The organism is Ruegeria sp. K5 (assembly GCF_056531805.1).
The window spans coordinates 91,826-112,389 of sequence record NZ_JBQFML010000001.1; the positions used below are offsets into that span (position 1 = coordinate 91,826).

19 protein-coding genes and 3 pseudogenes are annotated in these 20,564 nt (G+C 58.1%); 5 read left to right on the forward strand and 17 right to left on the reverse strand.

All coding sequences use genetic code 11. From position 1 onward, the window contains the following. Positions 1-105 precede the first annotated feature (105 nt). From ACR0MO_RS00450 to ACR0MO_RS00460, 3 genes are read left to right on the forward strand one after another with little or no spacing between them, the layout of a single operon-like run. Positions 106-696, forward strand: coding sequence for a hypothetical protein (locus ACR0MO_RS00450; RefSeq protein ID WP_170449481.1), 591 nt, complete (start codon positions 106-108; stop codon positions 694-696). Beyond that, on the forward strand, positions 683-2,491 hold the full coding sequence (locus ACR0MO_RS00455) for a relaxase/mobilization nuclease domain-containing protein (protein WP_170449483.1): 1,809 nt from the start codon (positions 683-685) through the stop codon (positions 2,489-2,491). Before ACR0MO_RS00450 ends, ACR0MO_RS00455 begins: the two co-directional genes overlap by 14 nt. Further along, positions 2,484-4,376 carry a type IV secretory system conjugative DNA transfer family protein gene (locus tag ACR0MO_RS00460; RefSeq protein ID WP_170449484.1) on the forward strand — a complete coding sequence of 631 codons (1,893 nt, stop codon included), beginning with the start codon at positions 2,484-2,486 and terminating at the stop codon, positions 4,374-4,376. Before ACR0MO_RS00455 ends, ACR0MO_RS00460 begins: the two co-directional genes overlap by 8 nt. Before the next feature lie 96 nt (positions 4,377-4,472). Here the strand turns inward: ACR0MO_RS00460 and ACR0MO_RS00465 are convergent, their stop codons facing one another. The 14 genes from ACR0MO_RS00465 to ACR0MO_RS00530 form a co-directional block, all read right to left on the reverse strand. Then, a complete protein-coding gene (locus ACR0MO_RS00465; protein ID WP_170449486.1) occupies positions 4,473-6,500 on the reverse strand; it encodes an ATP-binding protein in 2,028 nt (675 codons plus the stop codon). A 226-nt stretch (positions 6,501-6,726) separates the two neighbouring features. Further along, positions 6,727-7,725 (reverse strand): TrbL/VirB6 family protein, encoded by a 999-nt coding sequence (locus tag ACR0MO_RS00470; RefSeq protein ID WP_170449488.1) that lies wholly within the window; start codon positions 7,723-7,725, stop codon positions 6,727-6,729. A 20-nt stretch (positions 7,726-7,745) separates the two neighbouring features. Continuing rightward, entirely contained in the window at positions 7,746-7,922 is a 177-nt protein-coding gene (locus ACR0MO_RS00475; RefSeq protein ID WP_170449489.1) for a DUF4177 domain-containing protein, read from the reverse strand. After that, entirely contained in the window at positions 7,915-8,910 is a 996-nt protein-coding gene (locus ACR0MO_RS00480; protein WP_170449491.1) for an ATPase, T2SS/T4P/T4SS family, read from the reverse strand. Before ACR0MO_RS00480 ends, ACR0MO_RS00475 begins: the two co-directional genes overlap by 8 nt. 2 nt (positions 8,911-8,912) lie before the next feature. Then, positions 8,913-10,226: a TrbI/VirB10 family protein gene (locus ACR0MO_RS00485; protein ID WP_170449493.1), complete on the reverse strand. Its 1,314-nt coding sequence runs from the start codon at positions 10,224-10,226 to the stop codon at positions 8,913-8,915. Continuing rightward, a complete protein-coding gene (locus tag ACR0MO_RS00490) occupies positions 10,219-10,914 on the reverse strand; it encodes a TrbG/VirB9 family P-type conjugative transfer protein (protein WP_170449495.1) in 696 nt (231 codons plus the stop codon). Before ACR0MO_RS00490 ends, ACR0MO_RS00485 begins: the two co-directional genes overlap by 8 nt. Positions 10,915-10,917: 3 nt before the next feature. Then, a complete protein-coding gene (locus ACR0MO_RS00495; RefSeq protein WP_170449497.1) occupies positions 10,918-11,568 on the reverse strand; it encodes a VirB8 family type IV secretion system protein in 651 nt (216 codons plus the stop codon). A gap of 3 nt (positions 11,569-11,571) precedes the next feature. After that, positions 11,572-12,351, reverse strand: a complete 780-nt coding sequence (locus ACR0MO_RS00500) for a type IV secretion system protein (protein ID WP_170449499.1) — start codon at positions 12,349-12,351, stop codon at positions 11,572-11,574. Next, positions 12,348-13,496, reverse strand: coding sequence for a lytic transglycosylase domain-containing protein (locus tag ACR0MO_RS00505; protein ID WP_170449501.1), 1,149 nt, complete (start codon positions 13,494-13,496; stop codon positions 12,348-12,350). The genes ACR0MO_RS00500 and ACR0MO_RS00505 overlap by 4 nt, the downstream gene beginning before the upstream one ends. A 143-nt stretch (positions 13,497-13,639) precedes the next feature. After that, positions 13,640-16,006 (reverse strand): VirB4 family type IV secretion/conjugal transfer ATPase, encoded by a 2,367-nt coding sequence (locus ACR0MO_RS00510; protein WP_170449503.1) that lies wholly within the window; start codon positions 16,004-16,006, stop codon positions 13,640-13,642. Beyond that, positions 15,996-16,274: a VirB3 family type IV secretion system protein gene (locus ACR0MO_RS00515; protein WP_024096577.1), complete on the reverse strand. Its 279-nt coding sequence runs from the start codon at positions 16,272-16,274 to the stop codon at positions 15,996-15,998. Before ACR0MO_RS00515 ends, ACR0MO_RS00510 begins: the two co-directional genes overlap by 11 nt. A gap of 7 nt (positions 16,275-16,281) precedes the next feature. Then, a complete protein-coding gene (locus ACR0MO_RS00520) occupies positions 16,282-16,572 on the reverse strand; it encodes a TrbC/VirB2 family type IV secretion system protein (protein ID WP_170449505.1) in 291 nt (96 codons plus the stop codon). Further along, entirely contained in the window at positions 16,572-17,150 is a 579-nt protein-coding gene (locus ACR0MO_RS00525) for a lytic transglycosylase domain-containing protein (RefSeq protein WP_170449507.1), read from the reverse strand. The genes ACR0MO_RS00520 and ACR0MO_RS00525 overlap by 1 nt, the downstream gene beginning before the upstream one ends. A gap of 64 nt (positions 17,151-17,214) precedes the next feature. Next, positions 17,215-17,541 carry a hypothetical protein gene (locus ACR0MO_RS00530; RefSeq protein ID WP_058243064.1) on the reverse strand — a complete coding sequence of 109 codons (327 nt, stop codon included), beginning with the start codon at positions 17,539-17,541 and terminating at the stop codon, positions 17,215-17,217. Positions 17,542-17,734: 193 nt separating this feature from the next. Here ACR0MO_RS00530 and ACR0MO_RS00535 point away from each other — a divergent pair, with 193 nt between their 5' ends. Beyond that, complete coding sequence (locus ACR0MO_RS00535; protein ID WP_170449509.1) at positions 17,735-17,992, forward strand: hypothetical protein; 258 nt, start codon at positions 17,735-17,737, stop codon at positions 17,990-17,992. A 759-nt stretch (positions 17,993-18,751) separates the two neighbouring features. On the opposite strand, the pseudogene ACR0MO_RS00540 reads toward ACR0MO_RS00535, so the two are convergent. Then, positions 18,752-18,847, reverse strand: a pseudogene (locus ACR0MO_RS00540) (IS630-like element ISSpo6 family transposase); the annotation flags it as partial. Between the two features lie 10 nt (positions 18,848-18,857). On the opposite strand from ACR0MO_RS00540, the pseudogene ACR0MO_RS00545 reads away from it, so the two are divergent. After that, positions 18,858-19,116 (forward strand): annotated as a pseudogene (locus ACR0MO_RS00545) (integrase core domain-containing protein); the annotation flags it as partial. Here the strand turns inward: ACR0MO_RS00545 and ACR0MO_RS00550 are convergent. Both ACR0MO_RS00550 and ACR0MO_RS00555 read right to left on the reverse strand, forming a co-directional pair. Beyond that, positions 19,113-20,180 (reverse strand): AbrB family transcriptional regulator, encoded by a 1,068-nt coding sequence (locus ACR0MO_RS00550; RefSeq protein WP_170449511.1) that lies wholly within the window; start codon positions 20,178-20,180, stop codon positions 19,113-19,115. The pseudogene ACR0MO_RS00545 and the gene ACR0MO_RS00550 sit on opposite strands and share 4 nt — an antisense overlap. 9 nt (positions 20,181-20,189) lie before the next feature. Continuing rightward, positions 20,190-20,450, reverse strand: a pseudogene (locus tag ACR0MO_RS00555) (hypothetical protein); the annotation flags it as partial. Positions 20,451-20,564 lie beyond the last annotated feature (114 nt).

Below are 20,564 nucleotides of genomic sequence, written 5' to 3' on the forward strand. Positions count from 1 at the left end.
ATACAGGCAGTTGATGCAATATTATAATATTGCATCAATTATGGCGAAGTACCATAACAGGGCTGCCTGTATGATGCTGGCAAGAAATAGGGGTGATTACTTCACATGGGCCGACCGCGCGCACCACGGCACAAGCGACTGACGCAGAACCAGCGTTTTGCCATCGTGCGCAAGCGTGCCGAAGGTGTGCCAATCGAGGATCTGGCCCATGAATTCGGCGTCACGACCCGCAGCATCTTCTACACGTTGAAGGCCGATCAAAGCCGCAAGTTGGATGCACGCGTGCGTTCAGAACTGGTGAATGTCCGTCTCACGCCAAGAGAGCTTGCGAGCTTTGATGCGGTGCTGACGCGGCATGATATCAACAGCCGCGCCGACGGGTTGCGGCGGCTGATCTATGCGTCGAACGATCTCTTCGTTCCTGAAGATGAGCTGGCCAACCAGATGCAGGGGTTATCGGCTTCGCTCAATCGCACCGGCAACAATATCAACCAGATCGCGCAGCGCCTGAACGAGGCAAAGCGCCAGGGAAAAATGCCGCCCTATGGCAACTCTGCCCATGGCCAGGTTCGTGCTTTGGCAGGGCTGATTTTCGACATCGCGGACCAGGTTCAGGACATGGCGCAGCGCCGCCGAAGCGCGCTGTCCGGCGAGGTTGCTCGCGTACTGGGAGGCTTTGCCGATGGCCCGGAATAGTGCCGTTGCCGCCGCGCAAGAGGCCTTCTTCGATCGCGACTGGAGCCGCATTCGCGGAAGCGTGCCGCGTACCCGTGCCAAGCAAATGGCCCGCGCCGCCATGGGGCATTCCCCAGCGATCTTCAAAGCCATTCGCGACGGCGGCACTCACAACAAAGCGCAGCTGCGCAACCAGTTGGAATACCTGACCACCAAGTCGAGCTTCATTATCGACAGCCGTGGCACCTATGACGGCCAAAGCGTTCTGTCAGCTAAAGAGATCGAGCAGGTCGCACGCCGGTTTTCAGCGCAGTGGAATGAAGGGTTCCATCCCAAGCTGGGGCATACTTCGCACCTCTTGATGGCCTTCCCAATTGGCACGCGCGGCGAGGATGTTGCCGAGATCACGCGCGAGATTTGCGAGAGGTTCTTTCAGGGCGAAGGCAGCCATTTTGATTACATCGCAGCCGTGCATGAGGACCGGGATCACCCGCACGCGCATATCGTTTTGAACCGACGCAGCAAGGATGGTGAGTTCTTCTTTCTGAAAGAAGGGCACCACTTTAACTACGACAGTTTTCGCGAGGCGATGGTGGAGGTGTCGGACCACTATGGGCTGCGGCTTGAGGCGACGCGAAAGCTCGAACGTGGTGTGACGACAAAGACGCCAAACGATGTAGATGAGCGCCGCGCGGAAGCCACGGGCCAGAAGCTGACCGAGCGTGAGCGCGCAGGGCCAGAGCTCGAACGCGCATTGGCTGAAGTCGCCCTGAACGCGCGGCTCTATCGCGGCCTTGCGGCCGAAGCCTCGCGCGAGAACCAGCATGACATCGCGGCGGCCTTGGACAAGGCGGCGACGCTTTTGCGGCAGGGCAAACCAATTGAAGCAGATGGAAAGGTATATGGTGTGGCCGAAGAACAGCATTCGTTTGATGAGGTCGTGGATGCCTTTCACGACAAGATCAACCAAGCCGAACGCATTGTGGCAGGCGCTCCGGTTGAACGGCGGGCGGCGCTCGAGCATGAGCTGAACGACATCTATCGCTCTCTGTCGCATCTCAGCCCAATGGGAACGCAGTCCCACACATTGCTCGAGGATGCGTCCAAGAGTGGGATTTATTCTGCCGCAAATATCCAGGCCGAAGCTCAAGAAGCGTTACAGGATCCAGCTCTGGCAGAACGTCTTCAGCATGCTTTGAAAGGTACAGGAATTGACGCGCAAGAGGTGACGCGCCGCGTTGAAATCGGTGCGGGCAATGCCGCGCTCGAGCGGCAGTGGCTTGGACAGGATTTGAAGGCGATTGCCGAGAAGGACGGTTTTGACCTGTCACGCGCCGATGAGCTTGAGAAAGCGATTGACCGCCTTGACCAGGTGCATGGTGATCTGGGCCGTGTGTTGGCAGATGCTGAGGTGCTCAAAGACAGTGGGGCGGTGGAAACCGACCGGCAGGAAGCCTTGGTCGACAGGCTGCCGCCGACCACTTCTGATATCCTGAGCCGTATGCGGGACGACCCAACCGCAGATCCTTTCCGCAGCGATCTGGAACGCGAGACCTTGCGTGCCGAGCTGGAGGAACTGGTCGGTGAGGAGCAGGCCCCCGACTTGGCAATCGGCGATGAAACCGCGCTCGAGGAACACGTGAGCGATCGGCTGGACCGGCTCCATGCGGCCAAGGCCTATCTGCAGAGCGATGCCGCTCAGGCGAACAGCGTGGCGATGGAGCATGTCCTCGACGAGATCGCCAATGAGGAAATAGACCTCCAACGCGAGCGGCATGTCGATGCCGACGGCGAAAAGGGCGTGACGCATGGGTAAGGCGCGGATCGCACTTGGCGTCATGAGTTTTGCTCTTCTCGGCGCGGTGCTGGGGTATGTTCTGGTGTCGGCCTTTCTGACGTTCCGCTGGTTCGGGGTCGGGGCGGATATCGATTTCTTGATGCTGGCACGTAGCTATGGGGGGCTCCGCACGACCCATCCGGCCGATGTGCAGATTGTTCACTTGATCGTGGGGATCAGCACTGGTGCCGGTGTTTTGCTCAGTGCGGTCTTGATGAACGATGCGCTGACCAAATTTGGGGAAACCCATTGGCAGCAAATGTCCGAGATGAAGCGCAACGGTTTCTTCGGCAAGCCTGGCCACGGCTTTGTCCTCGGCAAAATGGGTAAGCCCAGGAGCCGCAAACCATTCGTGATGTCTAAGGTATTCCCCCATGCCCTGATCGTCGCCCCGACTGGACGTGGCAAGACCACGGGCTTCGTCATCCCGAACCTTCTGACCTATCAGGGCAGTGCGGTGGTGCTTGACGTGAAGGGCGAGAATTTTGAGGCGACGGCGCGCCACCGGGCGGCGCAGGGCGACAAGGTGTTCCGGTTCGCGCCCACCGATTGGAAGGACGGCCGATCGCACCGATACAATCCATTGCTGCGCATCTCGGCGCTGGAAAACGTCGACCGCCAGCAGATGGAGCTGCAACTCCTGGCTTCGCTGTTCCTGCAAGCTGATAATGATCGGGTTCAGGGGCTTCTTGATGGCGGCATTGACTTATTCGTGGCGGCAGGACTTTTGGCGTTCGAGCGCAAGCGGCCGACCCTGGGCGAGATCTACCGCATCACTGCGTCTGGCGGGGACAAGCAGAAGGAATATCGCCGCCGCGCCGATGAAGTGTTCAATCCAGCCGCCAAGCTGATTTTCATGCGCATGGCCTCGACCAACAACGACACGCTGACCTCCTACCTGTCACTGTTGATGACATCTGGCCTCAAACAATGGTCGAACCCTGCCATCGATCGCGCAACCGCGACCTCAGACTTCGATTTCCGCGATATCCGCAAGACTCCGTTTTCGGTCTATCTTGTGGTTGAACCGCTCATGGTGAAACCTCTCGCGCCCTTGATCCGTCTGTTCTTCTCGGATTTGCTGGCATCTCTGCAAGACCATGAACCCGGCAAGGACGAGCCTTGGCCGGTGATGATTATGCTCGATGAGTTTAACCGCTTGGGCAAAATGCCCATCGTTCTGGACAGCATTGAAACACTGCGATCTTACCGGGCGAACCTCGCGATCGTCACACAGACGATCCCGGCGCTGGACGAAATCTACGGTGAAAACGCCCGCCGCGCCTTGCAGGGCAACGCGGGTATCAAGCTCTATCTGACGCCCTCGGATGAGAAGACCATCGAAGAGCTTAGCAAAGCCGTCGGCAAAACAACCAAGCGCGTCGTGACCCGTTCGCGGCCGATCGGCCGCAACCCATTTGCCGGGCGCAGCATGTCTGAACGAACCGAAGAAACCGCGTTGTTACCTGAGGACGAGGCGCGGCGCATGGATCTTGATGACATCGTACTGGTGGTCGACGCGCAAATGCCTGTGCGAGCCAAGCGGATCAAATACTATGAGGATCGGTTTTTTAAACAGATCTTCGACAAGCAGACCGGCAATCTGCCATATCCCTCAGCCGGTGACCAGATGCGTGGCCTGCAAGGGCAAATCAAGGCGTTGGAGGCGAAGATCGGGGCGCTTGAGATGCCGAAGGTGGTGCCCTTTGAGGGATCTGAAAGTAGCGGGAAGCGACGTGAAGAGATTGATGACTTGGCCAGCGAAGAGCGAGAATTGACGTCAGAAAACAAGCCTAGTTGGGGCGAATATCAGGCCGGAACAGATCGGGTGGAGAGATTTTTGGAGGAGGCAGCTCGGGGATGAGATGGGGCGAGCAAACACTCTCCCGCGGCCGCACGAAAAAAGAAGGGCGTGAGAAAGGAAACCGGGAATAACGGCTTCAATTCGATAGGCCGCCCTTCAATTTTCAGCCACTTCCGGCTCCAGCGCTTCCGCGTGCTCTTCTGCGACTCCAACAAGATGCTTCTCGTAAGTCTTCTTGAGGTATTTTAAGGCACTGTCCGTATCGACGTTGGCGTTCAGTTTATCCTGCACAAACTTCATTCGCGATTTGCATGCATCCAGAACCTCCGCCCAGCTTTTCACCCACACTTCCACCATGCCATCATCCGATGCATAGATGCGACCGGGTGGACAGTTTAGCTGACGGGTCTTCCTCTTGGCGCTGGCGTCCAGTTCATTGGAAACTACCCAGAAGCTCCATCGCGTATTCAAATGCCGAAAACGCTCATCCTCGATCACAGCGAACGCATAGTCTTCGATCTGGTTGATCTCTGCTGAACCAATTTTGCAACTAGGTCTTTTTAGTTCCACAATGAGATGCTCACATTCGCCTTCCCGACGCTGTGGAAGCGCTCTGGATAACATCAAGTCGACGATGCCCACCTTTCCATCCACCCGAGTAACGGGGCGATCGATGACGGTATCCTTTCCGATTATCTTTTGGTGCTTCCGTAGCACCTCAGTCAGCGACTGGTCATCGACAGTCAGGTTGAACTCTTCTCCGAATATCCATGTGTTGTTTTCGGCGATTAAGCGGTGCAGTTGGCTGCGCTCTTTAAGGTGTTTTTTCGTATCAGGGTGAAATATCAGTGCTTCCAACCCAGTAGCGAACCTGAGCCGATCAGATACCAACCTCGCGGCGCTGATAACGTTGGCTAGATCAGCTTCTTCAAGCAGCTTGGACATTTCCTTCTGGGTTTTTGGCGGAAGCTCCAGGACTTCAGTCAAAATATGCTGTAGCTCGTCGGGGCCTTTCTCGATGGCCTGTCTGAGCATACGCATCTGGAACGCCCTACTCTTGGAACTTTGAACCTTGAAATCCGGAAGGTGTTTGTTGACGTTCAGCGCCACAATATCGAAGACCTTGCGCTCAGCCACTTCGACGGGGGATTGCGGCTCGAGCCTATAGGGGTAGACCTCTTCTTCTTTCCACTGCTGAATCTCTGTTTGCGCCGCCTCCGCGTCCTTGTTTTCAAAGTGCCTTTTAATAACTTCGGCGGCGGCATCCTGCGCTTCTGATAGTGCCGGTGCGATCATCTCGGCTAGTTCCAGTTCACCGCGTTCCTGAAGCTCATCGATAAAGCTGGATTTTAAGTAAGCTGAAAACTGGTGTCCTGGCGCGTGGAAGCGTGGCTTGACACGTTGAAACGGAAAACCGTGCTGCCCACAAAGGAAGAACCAGCGTTCGGTCGCTGCCTTCCACTCAATAAGATCAAGGGAAACTGGGTAGGCCTTGGCGTTGTCGCCTTCACCGTCGATGATAGGATCTAGGTCGATGTTGACCTTCTCTTTGATGGCCTTGTTCGGGTCCAGCTTGTCTGTCTCGACATAGATCGACACATCCTTATAGTCCGTCAAATAAAGTGCAAAGACCTCGGACAGCGACTGTACCGATCTTTCCGGTTCGAGGGACCGATAGTTCTTATCGAGCTCTGCCACTTTGACTTCCACACCGGTGCCAAGGGCAGGATCGGCTTCCTCCGGTTCAGTCACACGAACATCGACAAGATCATCCCTTAGAAGGGAAACCTTGTATCCGAGCAGTTTGCCTTTGCCGCCTTCGTCCCTGTAGCGCACAATCCACTCAGCCGATCGCCCGAGCGCCAAAGCCTTCAAGCGACCTTTACCTTCCTTGCCATGCAGGATTCGCTTCTTACCCCTAGAGCGGCTTCCGTGGCGCTTCCAAGACCCGCCGATGCTACCGAAGAGTTGTTTGATTTCCTCGTGTGGAATGCCGTGGCCGTTGTCCCGGACAGTGATTGAGCGCATGCTGATATCATCATTCTCAATTTCAATGTCCACGCGAGAGGCGTCAGCATCGACTGAGTTCCATATCAATTCCGACAAAGCCTTGACGGCGTCTGCGCTTGCCAGCTTTTTAAGGTGGTCCTTTTCGACCTGCACTCTGAAATGGGCGTCCGCCATGAAATTATCTGGCCTCATAGTTCTTTCTTAAATCTCGATTATCCTAACCTGTCCTTTGCGGATAGCACAACTTTTCAAGCAACCCCGAGTTGAAGCTAAGACCAGATATCACCTCCACGGATTTCGAGGCTGCTTTCATGGGCTGCAGTTGCAAAGGTTGTCTGCTTCGAAAGGCCGTGTTGAGGTCTCCGACCTTCTCGACGCAAAGTGGTTTTGGGCCAATTTTTTACTCCAACCGCTTCGCTCGTTCTGCCACCCGCTGAACCATAGAAACAGTCGCACCGCCTGCCTGCCGTATTCCAGCACCTGCGATCTCAGCATTTGACCTGGTCCCAAACCGCGCCCGCGCTCGTGACCCCTTGGTGCCGATTAAGCCTTTGGCGAAACCGCCGGGACCCGGAATGCTTGGCGGTCCGGCCATCATGAAATTGCCCGAGATGGAGCGCACGATCAGCGGGGTGGCGATGATCATGCCGCCTGCGAGGAACATCATCATAAAGAAGGGCACAAGTGCACCGATGTTGCTTGCTCCGGACGGATCTCCGAGTTCGGTCATCAGCGAGCGCGACATCCCGACGACGGTGGAAAACACCCCGGCGATCACGAGGGGATAGAGCGCATAGGATACCGTGCTGGACAGCCAGCGGTGGAAATAGTCCTTGCTGACATCAAACAGGGAAAGCGCGATCATGATTGGGGCGATGCCAATCATGAAGGCCAGCATGATCTTCGCGAAGATCAAGACAAGGCCGCAGAGCGCGCCGATGACACCCAGAAGGAATGCACCAATCGCGCCGATCAGGGCTCCGGCCATCCAATGCATGTTGTCACCGGCCGCGTTCAGGTAGTCGCCAAATTCCTCGATGAGATCGTCGAAGGCCTCAGCAAAGTAAGATGCGCCTGCACCGCCACCGCCAAGCCCCGCCACCATGCCGCCCGCGAGTTGGTCGAGCCCGTCTATGAGAGCGCTGGCTACTGCGTTGAATTGGACCCAATTCATTGCAAAGAGGGAGATCAGCATGAGCTTGAGGGCGAACCAGAAGGCGGTCCGCCCATCCATGGATTTGTACTGAAACACTATGTTGAGGAAGATGCCGATCACCGCGAGCGTCGAGGCCACAGCGATGACACCCCCGAGCTGCCCGGCGACGTTGCCAAAAGTGGTTTGGGCCGCGTCGTCCAAAAAGTTGTCGGTTGTCTCAACCATCCAGGTGACAACGCCCATCAGTTCCTCCTCGGTTGGATTTAGGCGCTGTCACCAGTGCGACGTTTCAGGAATGCCTTCAAGATGTGCTCGCCGTCGAAATCCGGCACGACTGAGACCAGCTCCCAGCCGTCTTGGCCAAGAGCGGTCAGCTGCGCTTCGATCTTCGGTGGCTTTGTCTTGGCGGTGTTGATCTGTTCAATTTTGTATTCAAACATGGGTTGTTTCCTTTGAATGGGCCGGATTAACCGGCAGGTAGAATTCGGTGATGCCGCGCGCGCCTTCATGACGACCGGCCTGGATGATCACATCGATCGAGCGGGTGATGTAATCGTTAATGTCCTGGTAAGTCATGGGCACATCGGTTTTTAGGGCGGCGATGGCGAGACGCTGAACCGCCAGCTGAGGTGTTTCGGCGTGCAGGGTGGTGAGTGAGCCACCATGGCCGGTGTTGATAGCCTCAAGGAAGGTCATGGCCTCTTTGCCGCGCACTTCGCCCAGGACGATACGGTCCGGTCGCATGCGGAGCGTAGAGGTTAGCAAGACATCAGCGCTGCGCGTGGCCTCATCGCGGTCAGACATCAACGTGACGACATTGGGCTGCATCGGACGCAACTCGGCGGCCTCTTCGATGGTAATGATGCGCTCGTCGGCGGGCACGAAGGAGAGAATCTTGCGCGCCGTAACGGTCTTGCCGGTCGAAGTCCCGCCAGACACGATCATGTTGAGCTTGTGCGTGACGCAAAACTTGATTGCGGCATCGATGTCACCGGTGGTCACGACATCCCGCAGCTCGGCATTGCGCTTGCGTCTTGCACCTTCGTTGCTGCGCTCTTTGCCGAAGAGAAAGGACAGCTTGATCCGCTCCAATGGCAGGTCGGCGAAGAACCGCAGGGAAATCGCGTAACCGCCATCAACGGCGGGGGGCTGGATGACTTGCGCCCGGATTGGGCGGTCTCGGTAGGTAATGCTGACCGAGACGATGGGCTTCGTTCGGCTGAGCGTGGTGTTCGCGGCGGAGGCAATCTGATTGCCCAAGTCTTTGATCTCATTGGGCGAGAGTCGTCGATTGACGCGCCGCATGAAGTGATCCCCTTGAAACTCAGCCCACAGCGAGCCGTCGGGGTTGATGCAAAGCTCGATCAGCTTTGCATCACGCGCCTCGGCAATCTTGTCCATTGAACTTTGTAGATAGCTGGCCGCCATGATCAGAAGATCTCCAGATCGCGGTCGACCATCACTGTGACGCGGGCTCCTTGGTCGACATAGATCACAGGCGAGACGGAGAGGTATTCGCCAATCACGCTTTGCGCGCTGTCCTGAAGGTCTTCGCCAATGCCTTCCAGAACATCAGAAGTGATCTCATCTTCGGTGTTCTGGGCTGCCACGGCGGGCAATGCTCCGATCAGAGATATCAGGGCGGCTGACCCAAACCGCGTGCCAAAGCGGCTGTCGACAAAGCCGGTCGTGCCAGACCGCCCCAGTTCATCACCACCGAAAGCGCTGATTTCAACGGTCTGGTTGCTGGGCAGAATGATCCGGTCCCAAGCGATGGTCACGCGTTGCTGCGCAATATCGAGGCCAGAATGATACCTCCCGATCAGACGCGCGCCGCGTGGGATAAGGATCCTTGAGCCGTCATAAGCGTGGACATCTTCCGATACCATCGCACGGACCTGACCGGCGAGCGAGCTGTCGATTGCGGTCTCAAGCACGGCCTGGATCATCGTGCCCTGAACAACTGTGTTTGACGGGTTCACGATCAACTGGGCCTGCGTCACCTCAGCGGGTTCAGCGCCATTGCGGACAAAGTCTGTGTCGCCATCAAGCCGCCGCTGCTGGGCGGCGGTCTCTGCATTGCCGGTGCCCGAACCGCCAAAGGCGATAATTGGGCTAGCAATACGGGCTTGCAGTTCCTCAAGTTCGGCTTGCCGCCGCCGCTCGAGCTCCTGAAGACGCAGTTTATCGGCCGTGGGGCCGGTTGGTGCGGGCGTGCGCGGGGTTTCCAGGCGTGCAAGCTCTAGATCGTTCTGTAGCCGCTGGATTTGCCGTGCGCGTTCCTCCAACTCCTCGCGCAACGCGGCTTGCGTTGCGGCTGCCTCGCTGCGCAGAGCGTCAATCTCTGCGCCCAAGTTATTCAGCGCTTCAGTGTCGATGGTTGGGGCTTCAGGTGCTGGTGCGTTGCGTAGGGCTTCAAGCTCGGACCGCATGGCGTCCATTTGCGCGCGCAACTCTACTGTTTCGCTGTCTGGTTCCGGCTCCGGGGGTGGGGATGTGTCGTTCGGTGCTGGCGTGGGATCTAGCGCGCCAAAACCCGGTCCAGCCGCCTGAAATTCATCTGGTGAGGCGGTCTCGAGGCTGTCGGGTTCAGCGCCGCCAGAGAACAAAATCAAGAGGCCGCCAAGGGCCACGATCGCCCCAATGCCAAGGGCAATAGTGACAGCGGACGGCCACGATTTTCGGTTTTGTGGTTTTCCTTCAAGCGCTTCGAGGCGTTTCTTAAGCTCAGCTGTTTCACTCATTGTGATCTGCCTCGCTCATCTCTTGGACGCAGATCTCGATCTCACCAAGTCTTAAAACCCATCGATCGCTGACACCTGACACGCGGATCACGCCGTCCGGCCGCGCGAGCGCATTCACGCTGCGCTCATTGCCGCCGGACCAGCGAAAGATTGCGGGCAACGGCGCGTTCGCAGCAAAGCGGAAGTAGGTGAAGGTTCCGTCGTCCCAGATTTCGCGCGGGGTGATCTCGGATCGTGCGCTGACGCCGTAGGCATGGTTTGCTGGCGCAGTGGCAGCCACACGCGTTTGCCGAGGAGCCGCTTCGGGATAGGTGAAGCGGATGACATAGAACGTCGGTGAACTCGCCTCAGTGACATTGAAGTAGTAGCTGCGTCGGTTGGTATAGACGGTGATGTTGGTATGTGCGCCGCGTGTAACGGGCTTGATTGCAAAGGCCTGGCCTCCGGGCACGCCGTCGAGAAGGAACCCTTCTGTGTCACCTGCAATGATTGAGCGGATTGTTTCGCCTTGGCCAAATTCGATGCTGGTGACATGGGTCAGGCTGGTGCGGATGCGATAGACCTGCCCATCCTGATAGGTAGCCAGCCTGACGCGGGCATCATAGGGGCCTTGGCGAGGCTGGATTTCTGCATAGGCGGTGCCAGCAAGTGAAATTAGGAAGGCGAGGGTCAGGAACAGGCGGCGCATTGGCTACTCCAATCGATCCGAGCGGATCGCATATTCAGTGACAGTGAAGCCGAAAGGATTCTGCCAGACATCGTCGATCGACCGGCTGTTCTCAGGCCGAAACTCAAACATCAGGGTTGCGGTGAAGAGCCCGTTTTGACTGCCGCGCGGTGAATTTAGCCGCTTACGCAGACGCACCTGGGCACGGTTGGCGCTGATATGAGTGATCGACAGAACCTCAACATCAAGCCGCGCATCTGTGCCGTAGCTGTCCGGTGGATAGGCCTCATGGCCGCTGGTCCAAAGAGCGCGCAGCCCTGCAACGGCCGCGCCGTCCGACTGGTCCAGGACCCGCCGCACGCGTACGTCATTGTCGAGCTGATTGTATGTCTCTCGATCGATGACATAGCGGTAGACCTGCGCCTCGATGATAGCGGGGCGTTCCGTGAGTGAGACCGCTTCAACCACGGCATTGGGGAGGGCCATGCCGGTTTCGCTATCAAAGGGCACGATCATGGGCGGCGGGTCCACGTCGAGCAGGGCGACAAGAGCAGCGGAGAGGCAACCTGCCATGCCAAACGCCATGCCTGTCAGCCCCAGCTTCTGCCACAAGAGCTCGCGTCTTCGGGCGCCGTAGACGAGCTCTTCTTCGATGATTTCTGCCTCGCTGCTCATGGATCAGTCCGCGCGCAGATCTGGCAGGGTGAAGTCCATATAGCGCCGCTCTTCGGCCAGGGTGGCGGCATCCACCACCCCGGATTGTCCCGCGCCAACGGTCTGTATGGCTTCAAGTTCCCACATGCGGGTCATGGCGATGGCCAGCTCAGCGGTGACGCGGGTGTTGTGGTCGACCGCTTCCTTGAGCGTTTCCATGTCGGGGATCAGTGAGACCAGTTGCTCGACCCGTTCAAGGGATTGCGCGGCCTCGTCATAGCTGTTCTCAGCGGCTGCGGACATCACTGCCCCGGTGCCCGCCTGGCTGGCAATGCGTTCCGCGCCCGGATTGCCGCTGCTGGCCATGTCAGACAGGCTGTCTTGGTCAAAGCCTGCGTCTTCCAGGGCTTGCGTCATGCGGCCTTCCATCTGAGGGGCCGCGTTGCCGATGAGGCCGCTGAAATCGCCGCTCTGGATTTGCCGTATGGTGCCAAGAAGATCGCCGAATTCTTGGTCTAAGAGACCATCCAGATCACCGCCCATGGCCATCTCGATGATATCCGTCGCGCCGGTCAGGGCTGCGTAGGTCTCGTTAAGCGTGTCGAGTTGCTGCTGCACCAGATCGAGCTGCTCGAGAAGCGTGTCGAGCTGGTCGGTCTGGATCCCGAAATCCTCCAGCATCTGCTGCAGTTGACGAATTTCCTGCGCGATGTTGCGCGTGTCGACCGTGGGGACACCTTGGGCAAATAGGGGTGAGGCAACCAGCAACGCGCAGGTGGCTACGGCAGAAAGAAAGCGGATCATCGGAGTACCTCCAGATCGAATTGCATGAAGTCTTGTTCGCGGGCCTGCGCGGCCGCCATGGCCAGCCCTGCTGCGCTGAGCGGGCGGGTGTGGGCGGCCTTGAGGCGCGTGCGGATGGCGATCAGGCGGGCGAGTTCGGCCCGCGCGTAGGTGTTGAGCGACATCGCCGCGTGAATGTCATCTGTCTCGCCAATGCGCCTGATGATGTCCTGCACGCGCAACGCGGCCGCTTGCACGGAGACCAAGGAGTAATCGCCATAGACCCCTGCGCCGAATGAGGTCAGGTTCATTGTGGAGTTGGCGAGCAAAACTGGATCAATGGTGCCAAGCGCGTCGACGCCGCCCACGCGGGCAAGGTAGAGATTAAAACGCTCGGGGATCACCTGAACGTAGTGTTGGGTTTCAGCGAAGGGCGGAACACCGCCGTAGCGCTGCACATTGCCGGGACCGGCATTGTAGGCGGCCAGCCCGTGAATGATGTTGCCATCAAACATGGCCAGCATCTGCGCCAGATAGCGCGCGCCGCCGGTGACCTGGATGTACGGGTTTTCGTAGTAGGCCGGGTAAATCCCGAGATCCTGCGCCGTACCGGGCATGATCTGGGTCAGGCCAAATGCACCAACAGGCGAGCGCGCGCCGATGGTGAAGCGGCTTTCTTGCCAGATCAGCGCCTGCAACAGACAGCGCCATTGCTTGGGCGACAGACCGGCAGCGCGCACGCCGGACATATGGTGCGTTTCTTGGGCGGCACGAATGATCAGCTGCTCAATCGAACCGGAGGCATCGCCGAACATCTGGGCTGCGCCGGGGTTCGGATCGACCGAACCATAGAGCGTGCCTGCGGCGCTTTCAGGTGTTGAACCAGCTTCTAGGCTTGCGACCAGTGCGCCTGAGTTCCCGCTGGCCAACGTCGTGGCATCAAGGATGTCTTCCAGCACCTGGAGTTGTTCCTGCTCGAGCTCTTCAAGCTCTTCCTCTTTGGTCAAACGATCCCGCTGCAGTGCCAGATCTTGTTCGCCCTGCTGCAACACGCGCTCGCGCTGAAAGAACATGCCTGCATCAAAGGTGGGCACACCTTGGGCACAGGCCATTGGCGCGTTGAGCCACACCAAACCCGCAAGGATATGCGGGCGGAGGCTATTCATGCAGCGAACCAATCGGCCCGAGCAACTCGAAATTGCAGTTACTGCGGCTGACCTCGGCAAAGGAGTTGAAGCATTCAGCTTCTGACGGCCGGTATTCCGCGCAGGCTGTCAGGGTCAAAAGGGTGAGGGTTAGAACGCACAGTCTACGCATCAATCTGTCTCCAAAAATCGGGGTTTTGGCGGTAATCCGCGCCGACCAGCGCTTCGCCTTTTTCCATGCCGCCAAGGATCGTGAGGTAGGGGCCAAGGGCGCTGAGATCAGCGTCGATCACCACCGAGCCCAGGTCATCGCGCACCAGAGCCAAGCGTGAGTTGCTGCCCGTGCCAAGCAAAACGCTGAGCTCTTTCTCAGAAAGTCCCAGCATGGTGTAATCGCTGGCCGAGGCCCGAATGTTGGGTAGCAGAAGCTGCGTCGGCACAGCCTCGACGATCGTTTTGCCGGTGCGGGTTTTCTCAAGCTGGCTTGCGTATTGGGTCATCATCACGACGACGGCATTCTGTTTCCGTGCCGTGACCAGCCAGTTGCTCAGCCGGTCGGCAAAATACGGGTTGTCGAGCGCTTTCCAGGCTTCATCAATGATGATCAGTGTCGGCTTGCGGTCCTCGATCACTCGTTCGACCCGCCGAAACAGGTAAGAGAGGACCGCCATGCGTTCCTTCTCGCTTTCGCTGTCGAGAATGCCGGTCAGGTCGAACCCCACGACATCTCCGTCGAGCGAGAAGGTATCCTCAGCGCTTTGACCGAAGATCCAGCCATAGCGACCATCTGCGGTCCATTCCTGTATCCGCTCGAACAGATCCCCTTCGTCAGCTCCCGCTACAAATAGCGACGCCAAATCCTGCCAGTTACGAAGGGCGGCATCGCTCGCCCCGGCGTTCTGGCGCACTACCTCTTGGACGCGGTTGATCTGAACCGGGCTCAAGGGCTTGTCGGCGCGATGCATCAGCGTGGCGAGCCAATCGGACAGCCAGGCTTGCCCGCGCCCGTCGATTTCAGTGCGCAGTGGGTTGAGGCCGGTCGCTTCACCCGCCTTGATGGCGCTGTAGCGCCCGCCATTGGCCCGCACGGCCATTTCCATGCCCGCGCGATAGTCAAAGACAAAGACGCGTGCGTCGCAGCGACGGGCTTGGGTCATGAGGAAGGCCGACAGCACTGACTTGCCTGAGCCAGGACGGCCGAGGATCAAGGTGTGCCCGCCCGTCGGCTCTTTGTCTGGCTGACCCATCTCATGGTAGTTGAACAGGAAGCCCGAGCGTTCAGGTGTTGGAAACAGGGTAATCGGCTTACCCCAAGGCACTCTATCACCCGGCTTGCCCAGTTGACCGCGATGTAGTGCCGCGAGGTCGGCAAAGTTCGTGTTGGTGATGGCGGCCTTACGGCTTCGCATCTGCCCATTGCCCGGATGCTGCGCGAAATAATGCGTCCGAGCCGCAAAGCTCTCATTCACCAGATTGACGCCTTCACTGGCCGCGATGTTGCGCACCTCGGCTGCAATGGCTTCCAGTTTTTCCTCGGTCTCGGCGAAAACCGTCACTGTCATGTGATGATCGCCAAAGCTGAGGCGCCTGGATTCCAAGTCGTCCAGCGCGTCGACCAGTTCTTCGGCGAGGGAAATCGCGCCGTCATCGCTGGCCTTCATTAGGCGCTGTTGGCGCTTGATCCGGCTGGCCATGATGTTGCTGTTGATAGGTGTGAAAGAATGCGAAACCACCATGTCGACAGGCAGGTTCAGCTCATCGAACATCGTGCAGCTGGTTTTGGCCGGGTAGGTCTTGATGGCAAAGCTGGTGCCGAACCGCTTACCTGCCGTCCCATCGTCCAACGTGAAGCCTCGCCCCTGAAACGTGACGCGGGTGTTGGCCACATCCTCAGCGATGATGCCAAAGCGGGATTTTGCGAAGAGCGGTCGTTCCTGGCCAATATTGAGCGCCCCAAGGAACCCGAGTAGCTCGCCGCTTTCGGCCCCAAGCAGATGCGGGTTCATTTCTGCAAAAGACGACAGCAGAAACCCGACGACCTCCTCGAGCTTACGCATCTGCTTGGCTGTCCGGTCTTTAATTTGTGTGATTGAGTCTGATCGCTTCAGGCGCAGCCGTGCACCGAGGGGAGGACGTTTCAGCACCGTGAGCGTGAGGGTCTTGTCCCGCAGACCCGCCCGCGCCATCGCCGTTTGCCAGCGGGTATCCAGCGCTTGCGCAAACCCTTCCTCGCGAACCGGTGGCAAGGCGGTCTCGATCGCTTTTGAGACCTTGTGAATGTAGAAACTGTACTCTGGTCCGATCTGCGCGATGATCGCCGCGAAAAGCGCGCGGATCTTCTCCAGATGCGCGTCATCGCTGGTCATGCTGTTGACCCCATCGAGGCGGAGGCATTGGAACAAAGCATTGCCGCGCGTGCGGATCGTCACGTCATTCACCAGGCTGACATAGGGCAGCATGCTGGCCATCGGGCGCTCTTTGCGCGCCCAGTCTGGCAGCGTTGCAAGATCATCCGAAGGATCACGGAGCATAGCTGTCCCCCGAATGGATCTTTCGATTTGGCGTCGGGGGCGTTTCTTGCAGGGCAGTGACCATCACCTCAAGAAAGGCCGGATCCCAATCCGCCGCTTTCCAAAGCGCGGGATAGGCCAGAGCGGCGATGATGATCACCGGCCAGCTCTGAACCCAAAGAAACAGCAACACAAACCCGAAGAGCCAAACCATGGCATACATGATCGGCAAGCCGATGAGCTTTGGCGGCCGGATCAGGCCCAGGAAGAGGCGGGTTTGCGTTGCCATGTCAGATTTACGCGCCCCAGATCGCGGTCACGATGGTCGGTGCAGCCGCGATCCCCGCAATGGCGACCAGCACCCAAAGAGCCTGGCGGAAATCCAGAATGCCGAAGAGCCAGGAGAGGAACACACCGATCAGGGCCAAGGTGCCGATGACTATGCCCAAGGGGCCGGTGATCGTGTCGACAATGCCTTGCAGCAGGTTTTGCACCGGGGAGAGGTCGATGCTTTGCGCAAAGGCGGGGTTGGCAAACATCAAGCTGACCAGAGCCAGCGACAGGATCGTGCGGAATTGAATGTGCATCAGGAGGCTCCAGTCAGTCGGTCACGCACAGCCATGACCCGGCGCACGTGGTTTTGGGTTTCTCGGTAAGGAGGGATGCCGCCATAGCGCGCGACCGCGTCTGGTCCGGCGTTATAGGCAGCGAGCGCGAGTTCGGGCGTGCCGAACTGCGCCAGCATCATCAGAAGGTAACGGGCGGAGCCATCCAGATTGGCCTGCCAGTCATGCGGATCGACGCCGAGCTGCGCGGCCGTCGCTGGCATCAGCTGTCCGAGGCCGATAGCACCTGCGGAGCTGCGCGCATTCGGGCGATAGGCGCTTTCAATCTCAATATTGGCTTGGAAGAGCACCTGCCACTCCGTCACGGACAGGCCAGCGCGGCGTAGTGCGGGGTGTCCGCCATAGCGTTGCGCGGTGCTTTCAAGGGCTGTGAGGATCTCGGGGCGGGGAACCGCGCGGGTGGATGCAGGAGGCGGATCTTCAGGCTGAGGCGCTGCGAACACGATCAGCTCTGATGGGTTTGCTCCAATCCCGTCGACATAGCTTTGCGCAAAACCTGATTGGGGGGATTTGGTCTCCAGCTGGCCATCGGCTCGCATGGAAAGCACGAAGCCTTCGGAATAGGCCGGGGCAGCTAGGAATGCTGCGAAGACGGCAAGTGGCTTAGCCCGCGTCGTCCAACTTGTGAGAGGCGATCTTGCCTTCGAACATGGGGATCGAGACGATCGAAACACCAAGCCCGGCGAGGAAGCTGGATAAGCCGTTGATTGTCTTAAACTCTCGGGCCGCCATGTTGTTACGCGCGGTGACGAGCAGGCGACGCGTCTCGCCATCTGGCGAGACGCAATGCACGGTCCAAACTCCGGACCACTGAGCACCTGTACGTTTGGGCGTAACCCGGCACACAACATCCGCCGAATGACCCTCGGCAAGTAGTGTGCGCAGCCCGTCTTCACTGACAACATTAGGGGCGTCTTGCATCAAATTCATAGGATCGAGCCTTGCAGAATTGTGCATTAGCCCGGCAGTCCCTCATGGACTACCGAACCGATACAATATTATAATCTTGCAATCAATAGGTGCAATTTGAGTTATTGCGCCCTTCATGCGTTGAAACAAATTTACTGCAACGGAGTGGCTTAGCCAAGATAATATGGGGCTTTTGAAACAAACATGGGCGGTTATGGCCGTTCTGAGCTGGGGGTCTGCCGCGATCGCGGGCAGTTGCCTGCCGCCTGCGCCGCCCTGGATGCCGACCAATGCCGATCATGTTAGGGCCTTTGCGGACCTTTTGAGGCGGGATGCGGAGACGTATTTCACCGATGTTGAGCAGTACTTCCGATGCCTAGATCAGCAGCGGCGTGAGGTCTTCGAACAAGCGCGCGAGGTCAGTGGAGACTATGCGCGCGTTCTGGAGTTCCTGGACGACCTGAGGAAATGATACCCGTCCTCACGTAGAGAAAGCTGCCGTTCAATAAGGCTGCCGCGAAGGTCGCCAACGCGGACTTTGCCGACATTCCGTTTTCGGCCTTCGCTGTTGCAGCATTGCTTCGCGCATGCGACGTACACGTCGCTGCGATGCAGCCCGTTTCACCAAAGCAGCCGCTCAATCTCGTCTTGAGACGCCAAATCAAGAAAAACCCCTTCGCAGCACGGAGCCGGAATCAGCGAGGCGTGGACAAACTAGATTTTCGTTGCTGTCTTTGCGATGGCTGTTTTTGCGGAATCCAATCGAGGGCTTCTTTGGTGGTTAGTTCCGATATCTGGTGCATGGGATTAGGATGAAATGTTGCAAACAATCGCCCATTTCATAAGTCCGTAAAGGCGAGAAGATTTGCCACGCAGAGGACACCTGTCAGCAAGATCAAACCCCATGGGCTCTGATTATTAAACCCATAGGCTGGATGACGCCGAAGAAGTTCATTCAGACCGACATGGACGATGGAGAAGATTGCCAACCCGAACCGGATCGCATTTTCCTGGTTGTCGTCTCCGCCCCGAGGCGAACGGCAAAGGCCGTTCGCCGATTGGTTTGATGTCAATCTTCTCCGCGATGCTAAGGGCATCTTCGTGCTCGACGCCCAAGTATAGAACTGTGCTGTCGACCCTCGTATGACCAAGCAAAAGCTGGACTGCGCGGAGGTTCCCCGTTTTGCGGTAGATCTCCGCAGCTTTTTGTACGGCGCATCGAATGTGTGCCGTAGAGGTCGCAAATTTCAGCGACTGCGTCGAACATCACGGTGAAGGTCCGCGCCCCGATCCTACGCAGGTGTGCTTTGAGCTTTGAGAAGGCCATCTAGATCGGGTTCACGGCCAAGGACACCCGCATCTTTGCCCGCCAGCTAGGGTTGAAGCCCTGCTTCACGCCGGTGGCCAGTCCGCAGTCCAACGGCTTGTGAAGACGCTCAAGCGCGACTACGTCCGTGTGAACCCTTGCCTGATGCAGAAACCACTTAGAAATTGATAGGAGACTGGATCGAAGACTATAACGAAAACCATCCACACAGCGGCCTGAAATGGAAATCGCCTCACGAGTTCTTCAGGGCCAAAACCGAAACCGCTTAGGTGTTCGGTGAAACGGGGGCAGGCTCATCCCGCACCCGCGCGGCCATGAACGGGATGAGCACGCTCAGAACCAGCAGTCGGCCCACATGGCAGGCTGCGACAAAGCCCGGGTTGGCGCCAAGCACCGCCCCCATGACTATCATGGTCTCGAGCCCCCCGGGTGCAAAAGCGACCAAAACATGGGGCAAGGGCATATTCAAAAACATCGACACTGGGACCGCGAACCCGACAGAAAGCGCCGTGGTCAACACCGTGATCGCCACCCCGCCGCCCGCATATCGAAACAGCATCACAGGTCTTGTGCCGCCAAAGCGGCAGCCAATTAGTGTGCCCATCAGCACCAAACAAGCCATAGTAATTCTTGGCTCAAGAATACCGGGAGAGAGATCTGACAAATGCCCCACAGAGGAAACTAGCATTGCGCCGATGAGGAGCGGCGCAGGGACGCGGAATCGCTCCAGCACCCAACCTGCGATTAGAGACAGAACGACCAACGCCGCGATATAGCCTGCGCTCAGAGTATCCCCATCCGGGGTCATGCCCTGAGACAGGTCCAACCCCATCAGCGCTGCGAGCGCCGGAACTGCTAGTGTTAGCAGCAGTACCCGTACTGATTGTACAACAGTTACCTGCGTCAGATTTACGCCGTGAGTCTCGCCCAAGGCTATCACGAAACTTAGGTGGCCCGGTGCAGACGCCAAAACCGCACTGCGCTGATCAAATCCGAATCCATTCACCAACAAGGTGCGGCACAAGATCATGGCCAGAACCAGCATGATTGCCAATGCCACAAAGGCAAGCGGCCAACTCAGCATCGCAGCTGCCGCCTCTGCATTCACGCCGGCCCCAATACCAATTCCTATAAACAGGAATGCGATGTCGCGCAGCAGCGGCGCAATACCAAGGCGCATCCCGAACAGCGACAGGACCGAGACCAGCACCGCTGGTCCCGTCAGCATATAGAGCGGGAGATTAACCAAGTAGCCAACCAAAGCTCCGGCAGCACCAACCGCAAGCGATAGAACCGAGAGCCCGAGGGCTGGCAATGTTGGCAGTGTTAGCATGGCGTGTCCCTATCTATTTTTCCACTTCTTTTGGAAAGTGGAAAGCCTGCCAGCTGCGTCGGCGCATGTCGGGTTTGAAGTAGGTCCAAGGGTCCCCGTGGGCAACGGGCCTTTGTTCCGACTGCCTTGCTGGGTCTTCTCCCAGGCGTGTACCAGGATGCCCACTGACCGAGACTGGCAGAACAGCCCACGCGCGAGTTGGGCTTTAAAGCCAAGCTCGGCGTAAATTGCGGCGGTCGCGCCATCGATGTTCATAGCGATTACGCGACCTTTGATACCTGACAGGTGCCCCTCGATCTGCGGTGCGCAGCCTGGCACAGGCCACAACTTCAACCGCGTCATATTTTGCCAGTGTTTTAAAATAGATGTCGCTGATCCGACCGC

Bases quoted from the DNA above. Each gene is read 5' to 3' on its own strand.
- ACR0MO_RS00505 (WP_170449501.1), bottom strand. From the start codon at position 13,496: ATGAATAGCCTCCGCCCGCATATCCTTGCGGGTTTGGTGTGGCTCAAC.
- ACR0MO_RS00535 (WP_170449509.1), top strand. From the start codon at position 17,735: ATGGCCGTTCTGAGCTGGGGGTCTGCCGCGATCGCGGGCAGTTGCCTG.
- ACR0MO_RS00480 (WP_170449491.1), bottom strand. From the start codon at position 8,910: ATGGCGGCCAGCTATCTACAAAGTTCAATGGACAAGATTGCCGAGGCG.
- ACR0MO_RS00520 (WP_170449505.1), bottom strand. From the start codon at position 16,572: ATGCACATTCAATTCCGCACGATCCTGTCGCTGGCTCTGGTCAGCTTG.
- ACR0MO_RS00450 (WP_170449481.1), top strand. From the start codon at position 106: ATGGGCCGACCGCGCGCACCACGGCACAAGCGACTGACGCAGAACCAG.
- ACR0MO_RS00455 (WP_170449483.1), top strand. From the start codon at position 683: ATGGCCCGGAATAGTGCCGTTGCCGCCGCGCAAGAGGCCTTCTTCGAT.
- ACR0MO_RS00515 (WP_024096577.1), bottom strand. From the start codon at position 16,274: ATGGCAACGCAAACCCGCCTCTTCCTGGGCCTGATCCGGCCGCCAAAG.
- ACR0MO_RS00485 (WP_170449493.1), bottom strand. From the start codon at position 10,226: ATGAGTGAAACAGCTGAGCTTAAGAAACGCCTCGAAGCGCTTGAAGGA.
- ACR0MO_RS00495 (WP_170449497.1), bottom strand. From the start codon at position 11,568: ATGAGCAGCGAGGCAGAAATCATCGAAGAAGAGCTCGTCTACGGCGCC.
- ACR0MO_RS00470 (WP_170449488.1), bottom strand. From the start codon at position 7,725: ATGGGCGTTGTCACCTGGATGGTTGAGACAACCGACAACTTTTTGGAC.
- ACR0MO_RS00490 (WP_170449495.1), bottom strand. From the start codon at position 10,914: ATGCGCCGCCTGTTCCTGACCCTCGCCTTCCTAATTTCACTTGCTGGC.
- ACR0MO_RS00525 (WP_170449507.1), bottom strand. From the start codon at position 17,150: ATGCGAGCCGATGGCCAGCTGGAGACCAAATCCCCCCAATCAGGTTTT.
- ACR0MO_RS00465 (WP_170449486.1), bottom strand. From the start codon at position 6,500: ATGGCGGACGCCCATTTCAGAGTGCAGGTCGAAAAGGACCACCTTAAA.
- ACR0MO_RS00475 (WP_170449489.1), bottom strand. From the start codon at position 7,922: ATGTTTGAATACAAAATTGAACAGATCAACACCGCCAAGACAAAGCCA.
- ACR0MO_RS00510 (WP_170449503.1), bottom strand. From the start codon at position 16,006: ATGCTCCGTGATCCTTCGGATGATCTTGCAACGCTGCCAGACTGGGCG.
- ACR0MO_RS00530 (WP_058243064.1), bottom strand. From the start codon at position 17,541: ATGAATTTGATGCAAGACGCCCCTAATGTTGTCAGTGAAGACGGGCTG.
- ACR0MO_RS00500 (WP_170449499.1), bottom strand. From the start codon at position 12,351: ATGATCCGCTTTCTTTCTGCCGTAGCCACCTGCGCGTTGCTGGTTGCC.
- ACR0MO_RS00460 (WP_170449484.1), top strand. From the start codon at position 2,484: ATGGGTAAGGCGCGGATCGCACTTGGCGTCATGAGTTTTGCTCTTCTC.
- ACR0MO_RS00550 (WP_170449511.1), bottom strand. From the start codon at position 20,180: ATGCTAACACTGCCAACATTGCCAGCCCTCGGGCTCTCGGTTCTATCG.